The organism is Collinsella aerofaciens (genome assembly GCF_040915545.1).
GTDB classification, from domain to species: domain Bacteria; phylum Actinomycetota; class Coriobacteriia; order Coriobacteriales; family Coriobacteriaceae; genus Collinsella; species Collinsella aerofaciens_BE.
The window spans coordinates 1-15,156 of record NZ_JBCPDH010000038.1 but is presented as its reverse complement, the minus strand read 5'-3'; the positions used below and the strand labels follow the sequence as shown (position 1 = coordinate 15,156).

13 protein-coding genes and 1 pseudogene are annotated in these 15,156 nt (G+C 60.6%); 8 read left to right on the top strand and 6 right to left on the bottom strand.

The window, feature by feature from the left end:
• Positions 1-86: 86 nt before the first annotated feature.
• The 3 genes and pseudogenes from AB5202_RS09155 to AB5202_RS09145 form a co-directional block, all read left to right on the top strand.
• Positions 87-326: pseudogene (locus AB5202_RS09155) on the top strand (DUF4430 domain-containing protein); the annotation flags it as partial.
• A gap of 27 nt (positions 327-353) precedes the next feature.
• The gene (locus AB5202_RS09150) at positions 354-2,306 is read left to right on the top strand and encodes an InlB B-repeat-containing protein (protein WP_368144414.1); all 1,953 of its coding nucleotides are present in this window, start codon (positions 354-356) and stop codon (positions 2,304-2,306) included.
• Positions 2,296-3,198 (top strand): DUF4430 domain-containing protein, encoded by a 903-nt coding sequence (locus AB5202_RS09145; protein ID WP_368144415.1) that lies wholly within the window; start codon positions 2,296-2,298, stop codon positions 3,196-3,198. Before AB5202_RS09150 ends, AB5202_RS09145 begins: the two co-directional genes overlap by 11 nt.
• A gap of 158 nt (positions 3,199-3,356) precedes the next feature.
• On the opposite strand, the gene AB5202_RS09140 is transcribed toward AB5202_RS09145, so the two are convergent.
• The 3 genes from AB5202_RS09140 to AB5202_RS09130 all read right to left on the bottom strand — a co-directional run bounded on the left by AB5202_RS09140 (position 3,357) and on the right by AB5202_RS09130 (position 6,374).
• On the bottom strand, positions 3,357-3,764 hold the full coding sequence (locus tag AB5202_RS09140; protein WP_022095123.1) for a GtrA family protein: 408 nt from the start codon (positions 3,762-3,764) through the stop codon (positions 3,357-3,359).
• A 219-nt stretch (positions 3,765-3,983) separates the two neighbouring features.
• Positions 3,984-4,379, bottom strand: coding sequence for a GtrA family protein (locus AB5202_RS09135; RefSeq protein ID WP_368144416.1), 396 nt, complete (start codon positions 4,377-4,379; stop codon positions 3,984-3,986).
• A gap of 78 nt (positions 4,380-4,457) precedes the next feature.
• Entirely contained in the window at positions 4,458-6,374 is a 1,917-nt protein-coding gene (locus AB5202_RS09130) for a fructose-1,6-bisphosphatase (protein ID WP_368144417.1), read from the bottom strand.
• Positions 6,375-6,694: 320 nt separating this feature from the next.
• On the opposite strand from AB5202_RS09130, the gene AB5202_RS09125 reads away from it, so the two are divergent.
• Positions 6,695-7,585: a DegV family protein gene (locus AB5202_RS09125; RefSeq protein ID WP_368144419.1), complete on the top strand. Its 891-nt coding sequence runs from the start codon at positions 6,695-6,697 to the stop codon at positions 7,583-7,585.
• Positions 7,586-7,690: 105 nt separating this feature from the next.
• Here AB5202_RS09125 and AB5202_RS09120 read toward each other — a convergent pair whose 3' ends face one another.
• The gene (locus tag AB5202_RS09120; RefSeq protein ID WP_368144420.1) at positions 7,691-8,782 is read right to left on the bottom strand and encodes a beta/alpha barrel domain-containing protein; all 1,092 of its coding nucleotides are present in this window, start codon (positions 8,780-8,782) and stop codon (positions 7,691-7,693) included.
• A 191-nt stretch (positions 8,783-8,973) separates the two neighbouring features.
• On the opposite strand from AB5202_RS09120, the gene AB5202_RS09115 reads away from it, so the two are divergent.
• Positions 8,974-9,144 (top strand): hypothetical protein, encoded by a 171-nt coding sequence (locus AB5202_RS09115; RefSeq protein ID WP_156327664.1) that lies wholly within the window; start codon positions 8,974-8,976, stop codon positions 9,142-9,144.
• Between the two features lie 24 nt (positions 9,145-9,168).
• Here AB5202_RS09115 and AB5202_RS09110 read toward each other — a convergent pair whose 3' ends face one another.
• Entirely contained in the window at positions 9,169-10,272 is a 1,104-nt protein-coding gene (locus AB5202_RS09110; protein ID WP_368144421.1) for an RsmB/NOP family class I SAM-dependent RNA methyltransferase, read from the bottom strand.
• Between the two features lie 59 nt (positions 10,273-10,331).
• Positions 10,332-12,482, bottom strand: coding sequence for a class I tRNA ligase family protein (locus AB5202_RS09105; protein WP_368144422.1), 2,151 nt, complete (start codon positions 12,480-12,482; stop codon positions 10,332-10,334).
• A gap of 132 nt (positions 12,483-12,614) precedes the next feature.
• Here AB5202_RS09105 and AB5202_RS09100 point away from each other — a divergent pair, with 132 nt between their 5' ends.
• The 3 genes from AB5202_RS09100 (at position 12,615) to queA (ending at position 15,049) form a co-directional block, all read left to right on the top strand.
• Positions 12,615-13,181 carry a DUF3267 domain-containing protein gene (locus AB5202_RS09100; RefSeq protein WP_368144423.1) on the top strand — a complete coding sequence of 189 codons (567 nt, stop codon included), beginning with the start codon at positions 12,615-12,617 and terminating at the stop codon, positions 13,179-13,181.
• Positions 13,182-13,191: 10 nt separating this feature from the next.
• Positions 13,192-13,767, top strand: a complete 576-nt coding sequence (locus tag AB5202_RS09095; protein ID WP_368144425.1) for an epoxyqueuosine reductase QueH — start codon at positions 13,192-13,194, stop codon at positions 13,765-13,767.
• 70 nt (positions 13,768-13,837) lie between these two features.
• Positions 13,838-15,049, top strand: a complete 1,212-nt coding sequence (queA, locus tag AB5202_RS09090) for a tRNA preQ1(34) S-adenosylmethionine ribosyltransferase-isomerase QueA (RefSeq protein ID WP_271757340.1) — start codon at positions 13,838-13,840, stop codon at positions 15,047-15,049.
• Positions 15,050-15,156 lie beyond the last annotated feature (107 nt).

Here is a 15,156-nt window from a genome sequence, read left to right as displayed (position 1 = left end):
GGGGCCTCGGGGGCGTTCGGCTAGCTGCGGGAACGGCCTGTCCGCCTAATGTGTTCGGCTGAGATCGGAAATCAACCAATGTTTCTCTGCCCGAAGGCTCTACTGCCCAGAACCTTATTGAGACGGTTCTGAAGGCCAAGGGCGTTACGTACAACGGTTCCCAGAGTGGTGAGTACTGGTTCCTGAATTCCATCACTTCGCCGTTCGATCACAAGCCGTATGTCTGGGATGCTACGACCAATAAATATTGGCACCTGTATATCAATGGAGAGCCCTCCTTACTCTGCGCCAATCAGATTACGCTCAAGAGCGGCGATAGGGTTACGCTTGCCTATACCACCGACGATTCGGCCATGCCCGATCCCGACAAGATTGTCGTGGACCCGAATGCGACGACTCCTGATTGGAATGCCGAGTGGGCCGGCTACGGCAACAGTGGCAACGGTTCGACCGTAACGGATGCCAAGACGCCTGCGCAGGCCGCCGGTCTTAAGTGGGCCTTCGATTGGAAGGCCGAGTCTGGTCAGCAGTATGCCAACTGCAGCGAACCTGTCATCGCTAACGGCTTTGTGTATATTGCGACCGAGAACGAGCTCATTAAGATCGATTCGTCCACGGGCAAAAAGGTTGCCTCTGCGCCGCTTGCCTCCAAGGTGAGCTATACCTCTCGTCCGATCTATACCAATGGCCTTATCATCGTTCCGCTCAACGGCGGTGCGGTCCAGGCGATTACTGCAGACAAGCTGATCTGCAAGTGGCTGGCGCCCGGTTTGACGGACTTGACGCAGAGCTCCTGCACCGTCGTTTCGGACGGCGAGTACGTCTATGTTGGTACGGTCGATATTTCGTATGACGAGAACTACAACGCGACCTACGGCAACGGCTCCCTTAAGCGTATCAAGATTGCCACGGGCGAAGTCTCTTGGCAGAACATTGACGCTTCCGAGGGCTATTACTGGACTGGTGCGGCTTTGACGGATAAGTATGCCATCGTTCCTACGAGCGCGGGCACGCTTAAGTGCATTGATAAGACGACGGGCGATGTCGTTTCGACCATGAAGCTCGGCGCTGTTGCAAATGCCGATTGCATTGCCGATCCGTCCAATGGTTCGACCTTCTATCAGATGACGCACGACGGAAAGCTCCATGTGATTTCGCTTTCGGCGAAGGGTGTACTGAGCGAGCAGAAGACGGTTGATCTGGGCCTTACGAATAATCTGAGCGCCCCTGCGGTGTCTGGTGACAATCTGATTGTCGGCGGACAGACAGCTACTGGCTCTGCTCTGGTTCTCTATAACCTGAAGACGGGTAAGACCACGATGGTCGCTGCTGCCGACGGCAAGGCGCTGCCGGCTGGCCTCAACGGTATTGCTGCTACTCCGCTGGTGAGTGTTCAGGGCGGCAAGACCTATGTGTACTTCACCGTTAACAGCGCGGATAGCAAGGATTACGTCAACTACTCTACTGGTGGTGGCGTGTATCGCTATACGCTCGGCGATGCAGAGGCGACGCAGATTTATGATGCGGCTGGCCATTACCAGTACTGCGACTCTCCGGTCATTGCCGATGCATCTGGCAACCTGTACTACATCAATGACTCGGGCGCGCTGTTCAAGCTCGGGGCCGTTGAGTCTTGGACGGTTGCCTTTAATTCCAACGGCGGGTCTGCTTGCGACACTAAGTTTGTTGCTACGGCCGATGGCAAGCTGGTCAAGCCGGCCGATCCGACGCGCGATGGCTACACTTTCGGCGGTTGGTATACCGATGAGGCTTGCACGCAGGCGTATGACTTTAGCACGTCGGTAACGGCCGACCTGACGCTGTATGCCAAGTGGACCAAGAATGCCGTTAACCCTGGCGGTAATGGCGGCGCTGGTTCGAATGGCGGCGGTTCTGGTATCGGTACTGGTTCCGGCACTGGCGCTGGCGCTGGCGCGGGTTCTGGCTCCGGCTCGAAGGGCGGCGCTATTGCCCCGGGCAAGAAGCCGGTGACCAAGACGACGGTGTCGACCAAGAGCGAGACCAAAGACAACAAGTCCAACAAGAAGGACTCCGATAAGTCCGATAAGAAGGACGAGAAGAAGTCTGACAAGAAGGACAGCAAGTCCGACAAGAAGTCCGATTCCAAGTCCGATACGGGTGCTGCTTCCACGACCACTGCTAAGAAGTCCTCTAGTACTGCCGAGCAGGAGACTGGCACCAACCCGCTCGCCATCGTTGGCATCGCCGCCGGCGTGATTGGCCTTGCGCTCATCGCCGTCTTCGTGCTGACCAAGCGCGGCAAGGGTGACGGTAATGCCCGATAAGCCCAAGGAGACCAGCGGGCAACAGCCCGACTCCTCGTTCATTCAGTTCGACGATGCAAAGCAACAGGGCGCCGCTTCGGCGGCGTCCGCCCCTCGTCGCAAGGCGCTCCTTGGCGTTCTGACTGCCGCGTGCACCATTCTGATCGTCGTCTCGCTGGGTTTCGTCCATCCTTCCACAAGCGGTGCCTGGTCCATCGACTGGATCATTCAGACCGTGACGGGGGAGAGCGTCGTCACCAAGGACACCAGGGCGTCTGGCTCGACTACGACTTCGGGCGAGGCCAGTTCCGAGGATTCCAAGTCATCGAATGATGCAAAAGACGAGTCCAAGGGCTCGAACGACGCCAAGGACGATTCCGAGTCTTCGCACAAGGAATCGCATAAAAGCTCGGATAGCAAGAAGTCCGATGGTCAGGGCGGCAAGAAGTCTGGAGATAAATCCGCTGCCCAGAATACGGGAGCCGGCGTTACTCCCAATGTGTCTGGCGGTGCTTCTTCGGGCGGCGGTCAGTCGTCTGATGGAGCCTCCAGCTCCTATGGCGGAAGTGCTCCCTCGGGCGGACAGGGCGGCTCACAGGAGTCCAGCTACGTTACGGTGACGGTTTCGGTCACATCGAGCGCCGTGGGCAATCCTGTGTCCTCTGGTGGCACCTTTACCTTTAACGAAGGCGCTACCGTTTACGATGCCCTGTGCGCGCTGGGCCTTTCTGTCAACGCGCACGGCTCGTCGTACGGCACGTATGTTTCCGCGATTGGTGGTTTGGCCGAGAAACAGCACGGCGGCACGAGCGGCTGGATGTACTCCGTCAACGGCACGACGCCCATGACGGCCTGCAGCAACTACGTTCTCTCAAACGGCGACAACGTAGTCTGGTATTACGTTACAGGCTAGAGGCCTCGACATATTGCATCAAACGGGCGGTTCGGACCAACATCCGGACCGCCCGTTTTTCATGCGAATGGGACTGGCCGCTGGGTCTCTCGGCAAACAAAAAACCGGTTGGAACGGGAATTCCAACCGGTTATACATTCAAGCAAATAGTGAATCGACTACGACCGTGCACCCTCGAGGAAGAAGCGGCGGCTGAAGTAGTTGTACCAGGTGACGAGGAACGTTGCGATGGCCTTCATGGCCTGGTAGCCGATGCTCAAAAACGTGACACCCACAAACATGTACAGGTCGTTGAGGCCCAGGCCGATCACCGACAGGATGGTGAAGATCGTGAACTCGCGCTTGCGGCTCATGCCCTCGCGGTGGTCGAACACGTACTTCATGCTGAGCCAGTAGTTGACCACGACGGACGTGATAAACGAAACCGTGGTGCTCATCAAAAAGTCGAGGTGGAACAGCTCGACGAGCGCAATGAGCATGCCCCAGTCGATGCCAAAGGAGATAAGACCCACGACGGCAAACTTGAGGAACTGCTTGGTATGAGGTTGTGCCAGCGCCTTGCGCACGTAATCACATCCAATGCGTTGATGAATCGAGCAGAGGATACTTTAGAGCTTTTGCAAGGGAAACGTAAGGTCTTTGCCAAGAACTATACGAACTCGTCAAATTTTCAAGAGCTAATCCGCAGACGTTGAAAAATGGCCCGTAAACGAGCGGCACCCACGGACGATACTGCGCTGAGTGCGCGTCGTACGTGGGCGCCGTAATGCTGCAGGGGTGTCGAGCTATTTGGTCTCGTCGCCCTCCAGGAAGATCTTTCGGGTCACAAAGTTGTAGACCATGACAAGCGCGGTGGCGCATATCTTGGCGATATTGGCCTCGAGCCCCAGACCGGCGTTGAGTGTCAGCACGATGCCATCGTTGAGTACCAGGCCGATCACGGACAGTACGACAAAGATAATGAACTCGCGGCGGCGGCTCATGCCTTCCTTGTGCGCAAACACGTACTTCATGCTTGCGAGGTAGTTAAAGATGAGTGAGACGATAAAGCCGCTGGTGTTGGCGATTAGGATGTTGAGGCCCAGGCCATAATGGAGCAGATTCATGATGCCAAAGTCGATGACGGTGGCAATGACGCCGACGACGCCAAACTTCATGATCTGCGCAAGGAGCTTTTGCATGGTACCTGCCTTAGGGTGGCGCCGGGGCGCCGTGGGGATGACAAACTCAGCAAGTTTAGCCAATCCCCGTAGGCGGGGCTAGGCGCGCTCCTCGATAGCACCGTTTCTATATGCATCGAGCAGCTGACGCAGATCCTGGATTTGGCTGCGAATTGCAGCTCCGGTATCGGTGTCGCTCACCATGCGGCGACGGTCTGCTTGGTCAAAACGGTTGGTCTCGCTTTCGATGTCCACGTTGCGCGTGAGTGCCTCGGCAACCGTCGTAAAGGCCCGGTGCGACTTGAGGCGGCAGCCGCGCGAGCTCGAGATGAGCGTATAGCCGGCGATACCCGTCTTGGGATGGTAAGCGCGGCAGAAGCCGCCATCGATGACCAGCAGCTTGCCCTCGGCGCGAATGGGCTGCTCGCCCTTGGTGGTTTTAACGGGCGTGTGGCCGTTGATGATGTGGCCGGTCGGCGAGCATGCCATGGGCGCGACGCCAAACTCGCGCATGATGTCATCGCAGACCGAGGGCGACTTGGTAAGCGTAAAGTACGGGTCCATCGGCTCGACCCAGGTGCTCTTATCGGCGATATAGGCGCGCTCAAAGGTACGCACCAGGCGTCCGCTGGCGGGTGAATTGAAGCCAATCCACAGGTACCACATCCAGTCGAGGGCATCGCGGTCGCCCACGCGCCAGGCGCGGCGGGCGATGTGGTCGCAAAAATCGAGATAATCGCGGCCAGCGTGCCATGTGCCCAGACAGTTCATGCTGCTAAAGGTGCCGTCTTCGTTGAGCGGAACGCAGCCGTGGAAGAGCAGGTTGCCGTTGGCGACCTTGTACATCGAGCCGTGGGAAAAGAGGAAATCGATATGGCGATGCAGGTGATCGGCGGTGACAAACTCGGACACGAGCTTGTCGATGATGTGCTGCTCCTGGGGCGTGAGCGTATAGGGGTCTACCGGGTCGACGGTGGGGAAGTCGTTGGTCGTGAGCGGCCACACGCTGCCGTCGGCGAGCGTGACCGTGCCGGTGTCGTGATCGATCTTGTCGAGTAACAGGCGGTCGGTCATATCGAACTCGGGGTGGCGCTGGATAATCTGGCCCTCGAGCTTAAAGAGCAGCACGTTGATAGCCTTGATCAGCGGGGCGATGGACTCACCGGCGGTGTAGGTGGCATCGGCAAAGGCGACAAGCTCACGCAGCGAGATGCCGTAGTCATTCTCCAAGATCTCGTAGTTGTCGTAGCGTAGGTTGTTGCGCAATACCGTGGCGATGCAGGCGGGCTCACCGGCCGCAGCGCCCATCCACAGCAGGTCGTGGTTGCCCCACTGGATGTCGAGCGAATGGTAGGTGAGCAGGCGGTCCATAATCTTGGCCGCGCCGCCGCCGCGGTCGAAGATATCGCCCACCAGGTGCAGGTGGTCGACGGCCAGGCGCTTGATGAGCGAAGCGAGCGACTCGATAAAGTCGTCGGCGCTGGCGGTCTCCAGGATGGACTCCACGATGCGCTCGTGATAGCGCACGCGATAGTTGTTCTCGTCCGGGTGCGTGTGCAACAACTCGTCGATGATGTAGGCGTAGTCGCGCGGGATGGCCTTACGCACCTTGGAGCGCGTGTAGCGGCTTGAAAGCGAGCGAGCGACCATGATGAGCTGGTCAAGCATCGTCTTGTACCAAGTTGGCGAGTCCTCGCGCTGGCTGCGGACCAGCTCAATCTTCTCGCGCGGGTAGTAGATGAGCGTGCACAGCTCGCCCTTTTCGTCAAAGGAGAGCGTGTCGCCAAAAATCTCGTCGACATGCTCGCGCACGACGCCCGAGCAGTTGTTGAGGATGTGCATAAAGGCTTCGTACTCGCCGTGCACGTCGCTCATAAAATGCTCGGTGCCCTTGGGTAGGTTGAGGATGGCCGAGAGGTTGATAATTTCGGTAAATGCGGATTGTTCGGTGGGGAACTGTCTCGAAAGCAGGCGCAGATACTTGAAGTCTTGCGGGTTGCGATCGAATGCGACCATGAAACACCTTCCGATGGGGCTGGTAAAACTGATAAACAGCGTCAAACGTTTATCAGTATGCGCCGCTTTTGTTTCGATTTTGCGCCAGCGGCTGAATTGTCGGCTGAACGGTTTGGTAAATCGATTTAGTGAAGGTAGATGTGTCGGTTGGGTGGAGACGACAGAGGGTGTTTTCTCAGATATTTATGCGTGGGGTCGGTGGAGACGATGGTGGTAAAGATGTTCGCTATTATTGCTTCGATTTGGTAAATAGTGGACATATGTACCGTATGTAGGCTCACTGTGCGATAATTTGCGCAGTAATGAGTAAGGAGCCTCATATGAGTGATTTTGTCCTGACCTGTGAATCTGCCGCCGATCGAACCCGTGAGTTCTTTGCGTCGCGCAATATCCCTGTCGTGTGTTTTCATTACGAGATCGACGATGTTGTCTATACGGACGATCTGTATCAGTCGATTACGCCGGACGAGTTTTTTGCCCAGATTGCCGCGGGCGCCATGCCCAAGACGTCTCAGGTGAGCGTGGGTGAGTACGAGGAGTTTTGGGAGCCGTTTGTTGCCGAGGGTAAAGACGTGCTGCACCTGACGTTGTCGTCGGGTATTTCGGGCACGTATGGATCGGCCTGCGTCGCGGCGCAGATGCTTGCGGATCGCTATCCCGAGGGCGGCAAGGTGCGCGTCATCGATTCGCTGGCGGCGTCTTCGGGTTTTGGCCTGTTGTTGGAATATGCCGCCGATGTGCGCGATAGCGGGGCTTCACTCGACGAGACGGCTGCCTGGATCGAGGAGCACAAGCTCAACCTGCACCACTGGTTCTTCTCGACCGATCTGTCGAGCTACCTGCGCGGCGGTCGCATTTCGGCCGCGAGCGCGATCATCGGCACGGCGCTTAAGATTTGCCCGCTTATGACGGTCGATTGCGAAGGTAAGCTGTCGCCACGTGAGAAGATCCGCACTAAGAAGCGCGCGATTTCCGAGATGGCTAAGACCATGATGGCACACGTACAGGACGGTGCAGATTATTCGGGTAAGTGCATCATGTCGCAGTCGGCGTGCCGCGAGGATGCTGAGGCGGTCGTGGCGCTGATTGAGGAACAGGTCCCGCAGCTTAAAGGCAAGATTGAGATCAATGACATCGGTACTCTGATTGGCTCGCATACCGGACCTGGTACGGTGGCGCTCTTCTTTATGGGCGACAAGCGCGTGGATTAACGTTCGTGGGCTGGCTGACAGTTTAACCGCTGCGCCTGTCCCTCCTGACATTCGATAACAGCAAGGCCCGTCCCGTTGTTTGTGGGGCGGGCCTTGCTGTTGCGGCTAACGTTTCTTTCCGCGGAAGAAGAAGCCGTGCAGTGACGGCTTGAGGCCGCGGTTGGCGCGATGCTCCTCGACGCGCTCGTGGATCGAAGCGACGCGCTCGATAACCTCGTCGGGAATCGGTACGTCGGGATTCATGTTCTCGACCTGGCTGACCTCGGCGGCGGCGACCTGGTCGATAATGGGCACATCGTCGCGCGAGATGACAGGTGTGGCGTCTTCCTTCATCTTGCGATAACGCTGCATCATGTCGGTCTGTAGCTGCTGGGCCGAAGGCGGCGTCCAGATGATGGCGTTGGCGCCGGCGGCGATGGTCTCGCGAATGCTCTCGGACGTCTTGCCGCCCGGCGCGATGAGCGGCAGGTTGGGATAGTGCTCGCGCAGCTCGCGCAGGACCTGCGGCGTGTTCTTGCCGGCTGCGATGTTGAGGATCTTGGCGCCGGCGCGCACCTTTGCGTGAGCATCGTCGTCGCAACGAACGACCGTGGCGATGACGGGGATGTCGGCGATGTTGGTGATGTGCTCGACCATCTCGGCGGTGGCGGGGGAGTTGACCACGCAGCCCGCCGCGCCCTGCATCTCGGAGACGGCTGCCATCTGCACGGAGCGCTTACCGGTGGTGGTGCCACCGCCCACGCCTACAAAGACCGGGCACTCGGCGACGGTCAGCAGCGCTTGCGTAATGGCGGGCTGCGGCGTGAAGGGGTAGACCGCAAAGACGGCATCGGCGTTGGAGTTGCGGATAACCGCGACATCGGTGGTGTAGATGAGCGATTTGATACGACGGCCGAAGAGCGTAAAGCCGCTGGCCTCCTCGATCTCGTCGGGCATGCGGAGGGCCGCCTTGCGCAAACGCCCGTCGATGGGCAGCGGCTCCATGGGGAGCAGTCCGTTGGGGGTCACGGCTACCTGGGGCTCGGTGAACTCGTCTGCGAGCTCGACCTCGGAGAAATCGACCGAGGCGACGATATCCTCGTGAACCTCGGCGGGCACATCGATGGGAGCTTGGTCGTTTGCCGCGGCAGGCGTGTCGAAGGAGCTGGTGCCGACGAAGGCGTCGACGCGCTCGTTTAGGTCGTTGAGGGTATCCATGGAGGCTCGATTCTATGTGATGACGGCCGGCGCTATGCAGCCGGAATTGCGAATGCTAAATCGTTTGACGAGTTGATTTTTCCCCGCCGCGCCATCCGTTAGACCGAAGAGCTGGCGAACGTGAAGGAGCTGTGGTGGCGGGTATCGAGGTGCTATCTTGAAAGTCCCGTTTAAAAGAGAGGTGACGCGGTATGGAATTGACAGCAATGTTTGGCTCGATTGGCCTGTGTGTGGCCGCAATCGTTGCCGCCGCGGTCATCTACTTTGTGGTCACGGCCATTAAGGGCAAAAGAGCCGAACGCAAAGAGCGCGCGATGCTTAAACAGCATCGCGACCAGCAGGGCAAACGCGCACAGAGATAGCTTGTTGAGTTTTGGATCCGTGCGCTAGCTGCGTTTTCGGATCAGGGCAATGTAGAAGCCCTCAAAGTCGCGGCTGGGCGGAATGGTTAGCGTGCCGGGCAGGCCGTTGGCGATGGCCGATACCTGACCCGCGGCAATGGCCTCGGTCAGGGCGTTGGACTCGATGCGTGGCTCCTCACCAGCTTCCTGAGCACGGCGCGTTTCACTTTCGCTCGGCGTGCCGTCGAGGGGGATAAGCTCGCAGTCCATGTGCTTGTCGAGGGCCTCTTGCAGGGCGTCCTCGTTTTCCTGCGGCAAGATCGAACAGGTCGAATAGACGAGCGTGCCGCCCGGTTTGAGGGCACCCATGGCGCGGTCCAGAAGTGCTCGCTGCGAGCGGGCGCACTTGCTCAGCAACTGCTCGGTGAGGCCGCGCAGGCTTTTCTCGTTGCCGCTGATGACGGTGCCCGTGCCGGTGCAGGGAGCGTCGAGCAGGATGCGGTCAAAGCGGAAGAACTCGTCGAGCTCGCGTGCGTCGATGCGCATGACGGGCACGTTTTTGGCGCCCTGGCGATGGAGGTTCGACTCGAGCTTTTCGGCGCGGGGGATGCTCATCTCACAGGCGGTGAGGTGTGCCTGGCCCTGGGTGAGGGCGGCGATCTGCGTCGTCTTGCCGCCAGGGGCTGCGCACATGTCCAGGATGTCCTCGCCTGTCTGGGCGCCCAACACCAAAGGCGGCATCATGGACGACAGGCTCTGCAGATAGATCTTGCCGTCGCGATAGATGTCGAGATCCCACAGATCGGAAACCTGGGCCTCGGGCAGGATAAAGGCGTCTGGGTACCAGGCGACGGGGTTGTGGGCGATGCCGGCGGCATCGAGCGCCGCAGCGATGTCCTCGGCGGTCGCCTTGAGCGTGTTGGCGCGCAGCGTGACCGGGCGTGTGGCCGCGGCGCCGAAGCCCTCGATCATGAGGTGAGCATCGGCGGGCGCATAGGCGCCGGCGACCGTGTCGACCATAAAGCGCGGCAGGTCGGCGGCGCAGGGAAGGGCGGCAAGCTGGTCGGAAAGCTCGGTGGCGGCAAACTGCCTAAGCTTGAGCTCGGGCTTAACCTGCTTTTTCTGCTTACGACGACGCGGCTTGGACATCCGTCTTTCCTTCCCGTCCCAATTTGACTACTTTCCGGGCACGCCGCTGCTGGCGTGCTTTAGTACTGGCTCTCGTGCTTGCTAAAGAAGTCGAAGCGCGGGGGCAGCGGCTTCACACGGTGCTCGCCGGGCTTCTCGTCCAGGCTCTCCACGAACTCGTCCGTGGAGGCAAAGATGTTGTCCCAGCTAAAGAAAGCGACCGGGTCGACGTCGAAGTACTCACAGATGAGCTCGCAGCCGGCCGGCACAATACCGTGCATCAGGACGGTCGCCACGCGCAGCTCGGTAAAGGCGTCGACGAGGGCCTGCGTCATCGCGGCATTGGCCGGCTCGCCCTCGAGCTTGTTGGCGGCCTTGGAGGCGTCGCTCCAGCGCTTGTTGGCGGCGCGCAGGTAGTCGTCGCACACGGCAAGCGCGCGGTGCGTCTCGAACTTGTACATGGCCTGCTCAAAGGCGAGAGCTGCCTGCTCGGCAGCCTCGACCACGGCGGCAGAGGCGGCACCGGCGGGGATGCAGCCGTTGCGGTAGGGGCTCTCGTCGCCTTCCTTGACGGCGACGCCGTAGAAGCAGCTGCGGGCCAGACGGTTGAACACGCCAGTCAGCAGCGCGCTCTCCTTAAGGGCCGGGTCGATAACGCGTTTGTCGTCGCAGGCGCGTACCTCGTTGCCGTCCTTGTCCTTGCCGGTCACACGCGTGTCGTATGCCTTGGGGCTAAAGCTCACCGGCTTCTCGGACAGGCCGAGCGACAGCCAGTGCGCACGCATCTGCTCGCAGGTGTAGTGGTTGAGCAGGTCGTCTGCCGGCGGGGGAGGCGTCTGCGAGGACGAGCTGGCCTTTTTGCCCATGTAGAGCAGGTGGTAGCAGGCGCTGACGGTGCTCTGCGTGAGGTCCCAGCCCAGGGCCTCCCACATGGCGGTCTGCGCGATGCAGTAGAAATAGATGTTGTCCTGACCGATGAACTGGTAAATCTGAGCGTCGTCAGAGCACCACCAGTCGCGCCAGTCGAGCGAGCTGTGCTGGTAGGCGGGCGCGGGGACCTGCGTGGAATCGGCGGCGGGCTCGCCCATGAGGGCGGCATCTTGGGCGGCGACGCCCTCGGTCACGCCGGCGGCCTTGGCATCGCGTGCGAGCACGGTGCGGGTGTAGCTGATGGGTGCCCACAGGCTCTCGGGCCAGCACCAGCAGGTGACGTCGGAGACGCCATCGACCTCGGGCACCGGAACGCCCCAGTCGATGTTGCCGGTGATGCGGAAGGGCACGAGCGCCTTGCCGCTGCGGAAGCGCACGCCGCCGTTGGCGAGCACCGCGTGGGCGTCGTCGCGCTCCTTCCAGCTGGGGAAGGTGACGGTAAAGCTGCTCTTGTTGCCCTCGGGCTCCAGCACGGTGTGCTCGGGCAGCTGGTCCTCGACGGCGTCGAAGGCCTCGCGGAACTTGTTCTGAATATAGAGCTGTGCCGGCAGCAGCCACTCCTCCATGGTCTTGGAGACCACGGAACGAACCTGCGGGTTCTGGGCGAGCTTGGCGGTGTAGGTCTTCATAAAGTCGAGGTAGGCCGGCAGGTCGAAGTAGAGGTTGTCGACCGGGCGCAGCTCGGGCACCTCGCCGGTGAGCTGGCTCTTGGGTGCGATGAGCTCCTCGGGCTCAAACTGGTGACCCAGGTCGCACTCGTCGGCATAAGCCTTCTCGGACTTGCAGCCCTGGATGGGGCAGCGGCCGATCACTTGGCGGCCGTTGAGGAACGTGCCGGCCTTGGCGTCGTAGAACTGCAGCGTGGAGCGCTTGGAGATGGTGCCCTGCTCATGCAGGCGCTTGATAATCTCGGCGGTCACCTCGTTGTGAATCTGCGCAGCCGGCTCAAGGCCCGAGCCGCCGTAGATGTCGCAGCTGATGTTGTAGTTGTTGAGGGTCGCGGCCTGGCGGGAGTGATTGGACTCGACATACTCGCCGATGGACTTGTCGTAGCCTTCGTTCTCCTTGAGCTTGCGGTAGCTCTCCATGATGGGCGAGCCGTAGCAGTCGGTGCCCGAGGTGAAGATGACGTTCTCGCGGCCCAGACGGTCGCGCAGGAAGCGGGCGAAGAAGTCGGCCGGGACAAAGACGCCACCAACGTGGCCAAAGTGAAGGCCCTTGTTGCCGTAGGGCTCGCCGGCGGTAACGATGGCGCGGCGAGGCCAGCTGGGACGGTCGTTCATGGAGTATTTGGATGCCATGGGACTCCTTCGCATATGGTGAGAGCGCGGCCGGGCGCAAGGCCTGGCGACGCGGTGGTCAATTCGTGCATATCGTTCGACATTATCGCACATGCGGACGGGTACGTGGCAGGGGCGCTATCCTAAGATGCTATGAATGAGATTTCCAACATACATGCGTTTGAGGACGAGGATTTTCTGCACGCCTGCTTTGTGTGGGGGATGGCGGTGCTTGGCGCATTTGCCGTGTGCCTGGTGCCGGTGTTTATGCTGCTGGGCGGGCCTGCGGACCTGGATGCGGCTGACGCGGGCGGCTGGACCACGGTCTTGGGCTGGATAGTCGGCTTGGCTGCGGTTTCGGCGGCGTCATTTGCCGTGCACGAGCTGGTGCACGGTGCGTTTTTTAAGCTGCTGGCGCCTGCGGGCGCGCAGGTGACCTTTGGGGCGAATCGCGAGACGGCGATGATCTATGCCTGCGCCGAGGGCGTGGTGTATTCGCGCCGGCGGTACGTGGCAGTTTGCCTGGCGCCGACGGTTGTTGTGACGACAGCGTTTGCCCTGGGGTTTGCGTTCTCGGGCTATCCGCTGCTGTGCTACCTGGCGGCCGGCTTGCATTTGTCGGGCTGTGTGGGCGACTGGTATTACGTGCGGACCATTTTGCGCGACCGCCGCATTGTCGCCTGTGAGGATACGTCCTTCGGCGTGCGCTTTTTTGGGTGAGGAGATGTCGATGAAGCCGTTGTTGCTGCATGCGTGCTGTGCGCCGTGCTCGCTTGAGCCGGTCCGCCTGCTGCGCGAGGAAGGGTTTGAGCCCACGATTTGCTGGACCAACCCCAATATTCAACCGCGCGATGAATGGCAGCGGCGCTTGGACGAGCTGTGCCGGTGGTGTGCCGATGGCGGCATTGAGCTCATCGAGGCGGGGGAGGACCGCGAGCGCTGGGAGGCCGGCGTGGCACCGCTGGGCGCCGATCGGCCTCGTCGCTGTCGCGCGTGCTATGCCTTGCGCTTGGCCGAGGCGTGCCGCGTGGCCCAGGAGCGCGGGTTTGAGTTTGTGGGCACGACGCTCGCCGTCTCGCCGTACCAGCTGTTCGATACCTGCAATGACGTGCTTGAGCGCTTGGCGGCGGCACATGGGCTCACCCCGGTGATTCGCGATTTTCGCCCGTATTACCCCGAGGCGACACGCCGTTCGCGCGAGCTTGGCATGTATCGGCAGAACTACTGTGGTTGCCGCTTCTCGGCTATCGAGGCGGCCATGGACCGCGCCCGTATCCGCGACGAGCGCAAAGCCGCCAAAAAGTAGTTCATTTGGGACGTCAGCCTGCTAGGATGTAGAGCGGACTTTAGCTATATAAGGAGTATCCGACGTGTCTATGCGTACCGATGATTTTGACTACAACCTTCCCGAGGAACTGATTGCCCAGGCTCCTGCCGAGCCGCGCGACTCCTGCCGCCTGCTGGTGGTGGATCGCAAGGGCTCCCAGGCGGGAACGCCGCTGGAGCACGGCGGTACCGTTGAGCACCGCATCTTCCGCGACATCATCGACTATATCGAGCCGGGCGACGTGCTCGTCATCAATCAGACGCGCGTGATGCCGGCTCGCCTGATCGGTCGCAAAGCCGGCTCGGGCGGCGTGGTCGAGACTCTGCTGCTCAAGCGCCGCGAGGACGTGGATCCGCTGGGCCATGTTTGGGAGTGCTTGGTCAAGCCGGGCAAGCGCCTGAAGCCCGGTGCTCATATTGAGTATCGCGCCGGTGGCGCCCATGCGCCCGAGGGGGCTCCCATGGTGCTGACGGCCGAGGTTGTCGACTTTGTCACCGATAGCCGCGGCGGCCGCCTGGTACGCTTTGAGCCGGCCGGTTGCAATGCCGCCGGCGAGCCGCGCACGCTCGACGAGGCCATCCATGCTGCCGGCCACGTGCCGCTGCCGCCCTACATTACCGATTACGAGGGCGATCCCGAGAAGTACCAGACCGTCTACGCCATGAAGGAGGAGCATTCGGCCGCTGCTCCCACGGCGGGTCTGCATTTTACTCCCGAGCTCATGGCTGCCATCGAGGCCAAGGGTGCCAAGTTTGCCGCCGTCGAGCTCGAGGTGGGTATCGATACCTTCCGTCTGGTGGAGGAGGACGACCCCACGCAGCACGTGATGCACACCGAGCGCTACCACGTGTCGCAGGAGGTTGTCGACGCCGTGCATAAGGCTAAGGCCGAGGGGCATCGCGTGATTGCTGTCGGTACCACCGCAGTGCGCTCGCTCGAGAGCGCCTTTGACGCGGACGCGCCGGTGTCCGATCCGGCCGTGACGGCGCGCTATTTTGAGGGCCGCGAGGACGGGGCCGATACACTTGGCCGCGGTGACATCGTGGTGCGCGAGAACGCGACAACGCAGCTCTACCTCATGCCCGGCTCGACCTATCATGTGGTCGACGCGCTGATCACGAACTTCCATGTGCCTCGCTCCACGCTCATGATGCTCGTAAGCGCGCTTGCCACCCGCGACCAGATCATGGATGCCTACGCCGCCGCCATCGAGGAGCGCTACCGCTTCTTCAGCTTTGGCGACGCCATGCTCATTCAGTAGGTTACGGCGTTTTACAAACGCCGTAACCAGTCGACGCTGCGCGGGCCGCATTTGGACAATCTGACGTTCAACTTCAAGGGCGCGACCAAAAGGTCAGCGCCCTTTCG

Coding starts and splice junctions, on each gene's coding strand:
- AB5202_RS09110 (WP_368144421.1), bottom strand. CDS start 10,272: ATGTCCAAGCCGCGTCGTCGTAAGCAGAAAAAGCAGGTTAAGCCCGAG.
- AB5202_RS09135 (WP_368144416.1), bottom strand. CDS start 4,379: ATGCAAAAGCTCCTTGCGCAGATCATGAAGTTTGGCGTCGTCGGCGTC.
- AB5202_RS09115 (WP_156327664.1), top strand. CDS start 8,974: ATGGAATTGACAGCAATGTTTGGCTCGATTGGCCTGTGTGTGGCCGCA.
- AB5202_RS09145 (WP_368144415.1), top strand. CDS start 2,296: ATGCCCGATAAGCCCAAGGAGACCAGCGGGCAACAGCCCGACTCCTCG.
- AB5202_RS09120 (WP_368144420.1), bottom strand. CDS start 8,782: ATGGATACCCTCAACGACCTAAACGAGCGCGTCGACGCCTTCGTCGGC.
- AB5202_RS09130 (WP_368144417.1), bottom strand. CDS start 6,374: ATGGTCGCATTCGATCGCAACCCGCAAGACTTCAAGTATCTGCGCCTG.
- AB5202_RS09150 (WP_368144414.1), top strand. CDS start 354: ATGCCCGATCCCGACAAGATTGTCGTGGACCCGAATGCGACGACTCCT.
- AB5202_RS09105 (WP_368144422.1), bottom strand. CDS start 12,482: ATGGCATCCAAATACTCCATGAACGACCGTCCCAGCTGGCCTCGCCGC.
- queA (WP_271757340.1), top strand. CDS start 13,838: ATGCGTACCGATGATTTTGACTACAACCTTCCCGAGGAACTGATTGCC.
- AB5202_RS09100 (WP_368144423.1), top strand. CDS start 12,615: ATGAATGAGATTTCCAACATACATGCGTTTGAGGACGAGGATTTTCTG.
- AB5202_RS09095 (WP_368144425.1), top strand. CDS start 13,192: ATGAAGCCGTTGTTGCTGCATGCGTGCTGTGCGCCGTGCTCGCTTGAG.
- AB5202_RS09125 (WP_368144419.1), top strand. CDS start 6,695: ATGAGTGATTTTGTCCTGACCTGTGAATCTGCCGCCGATCGAACCCGT.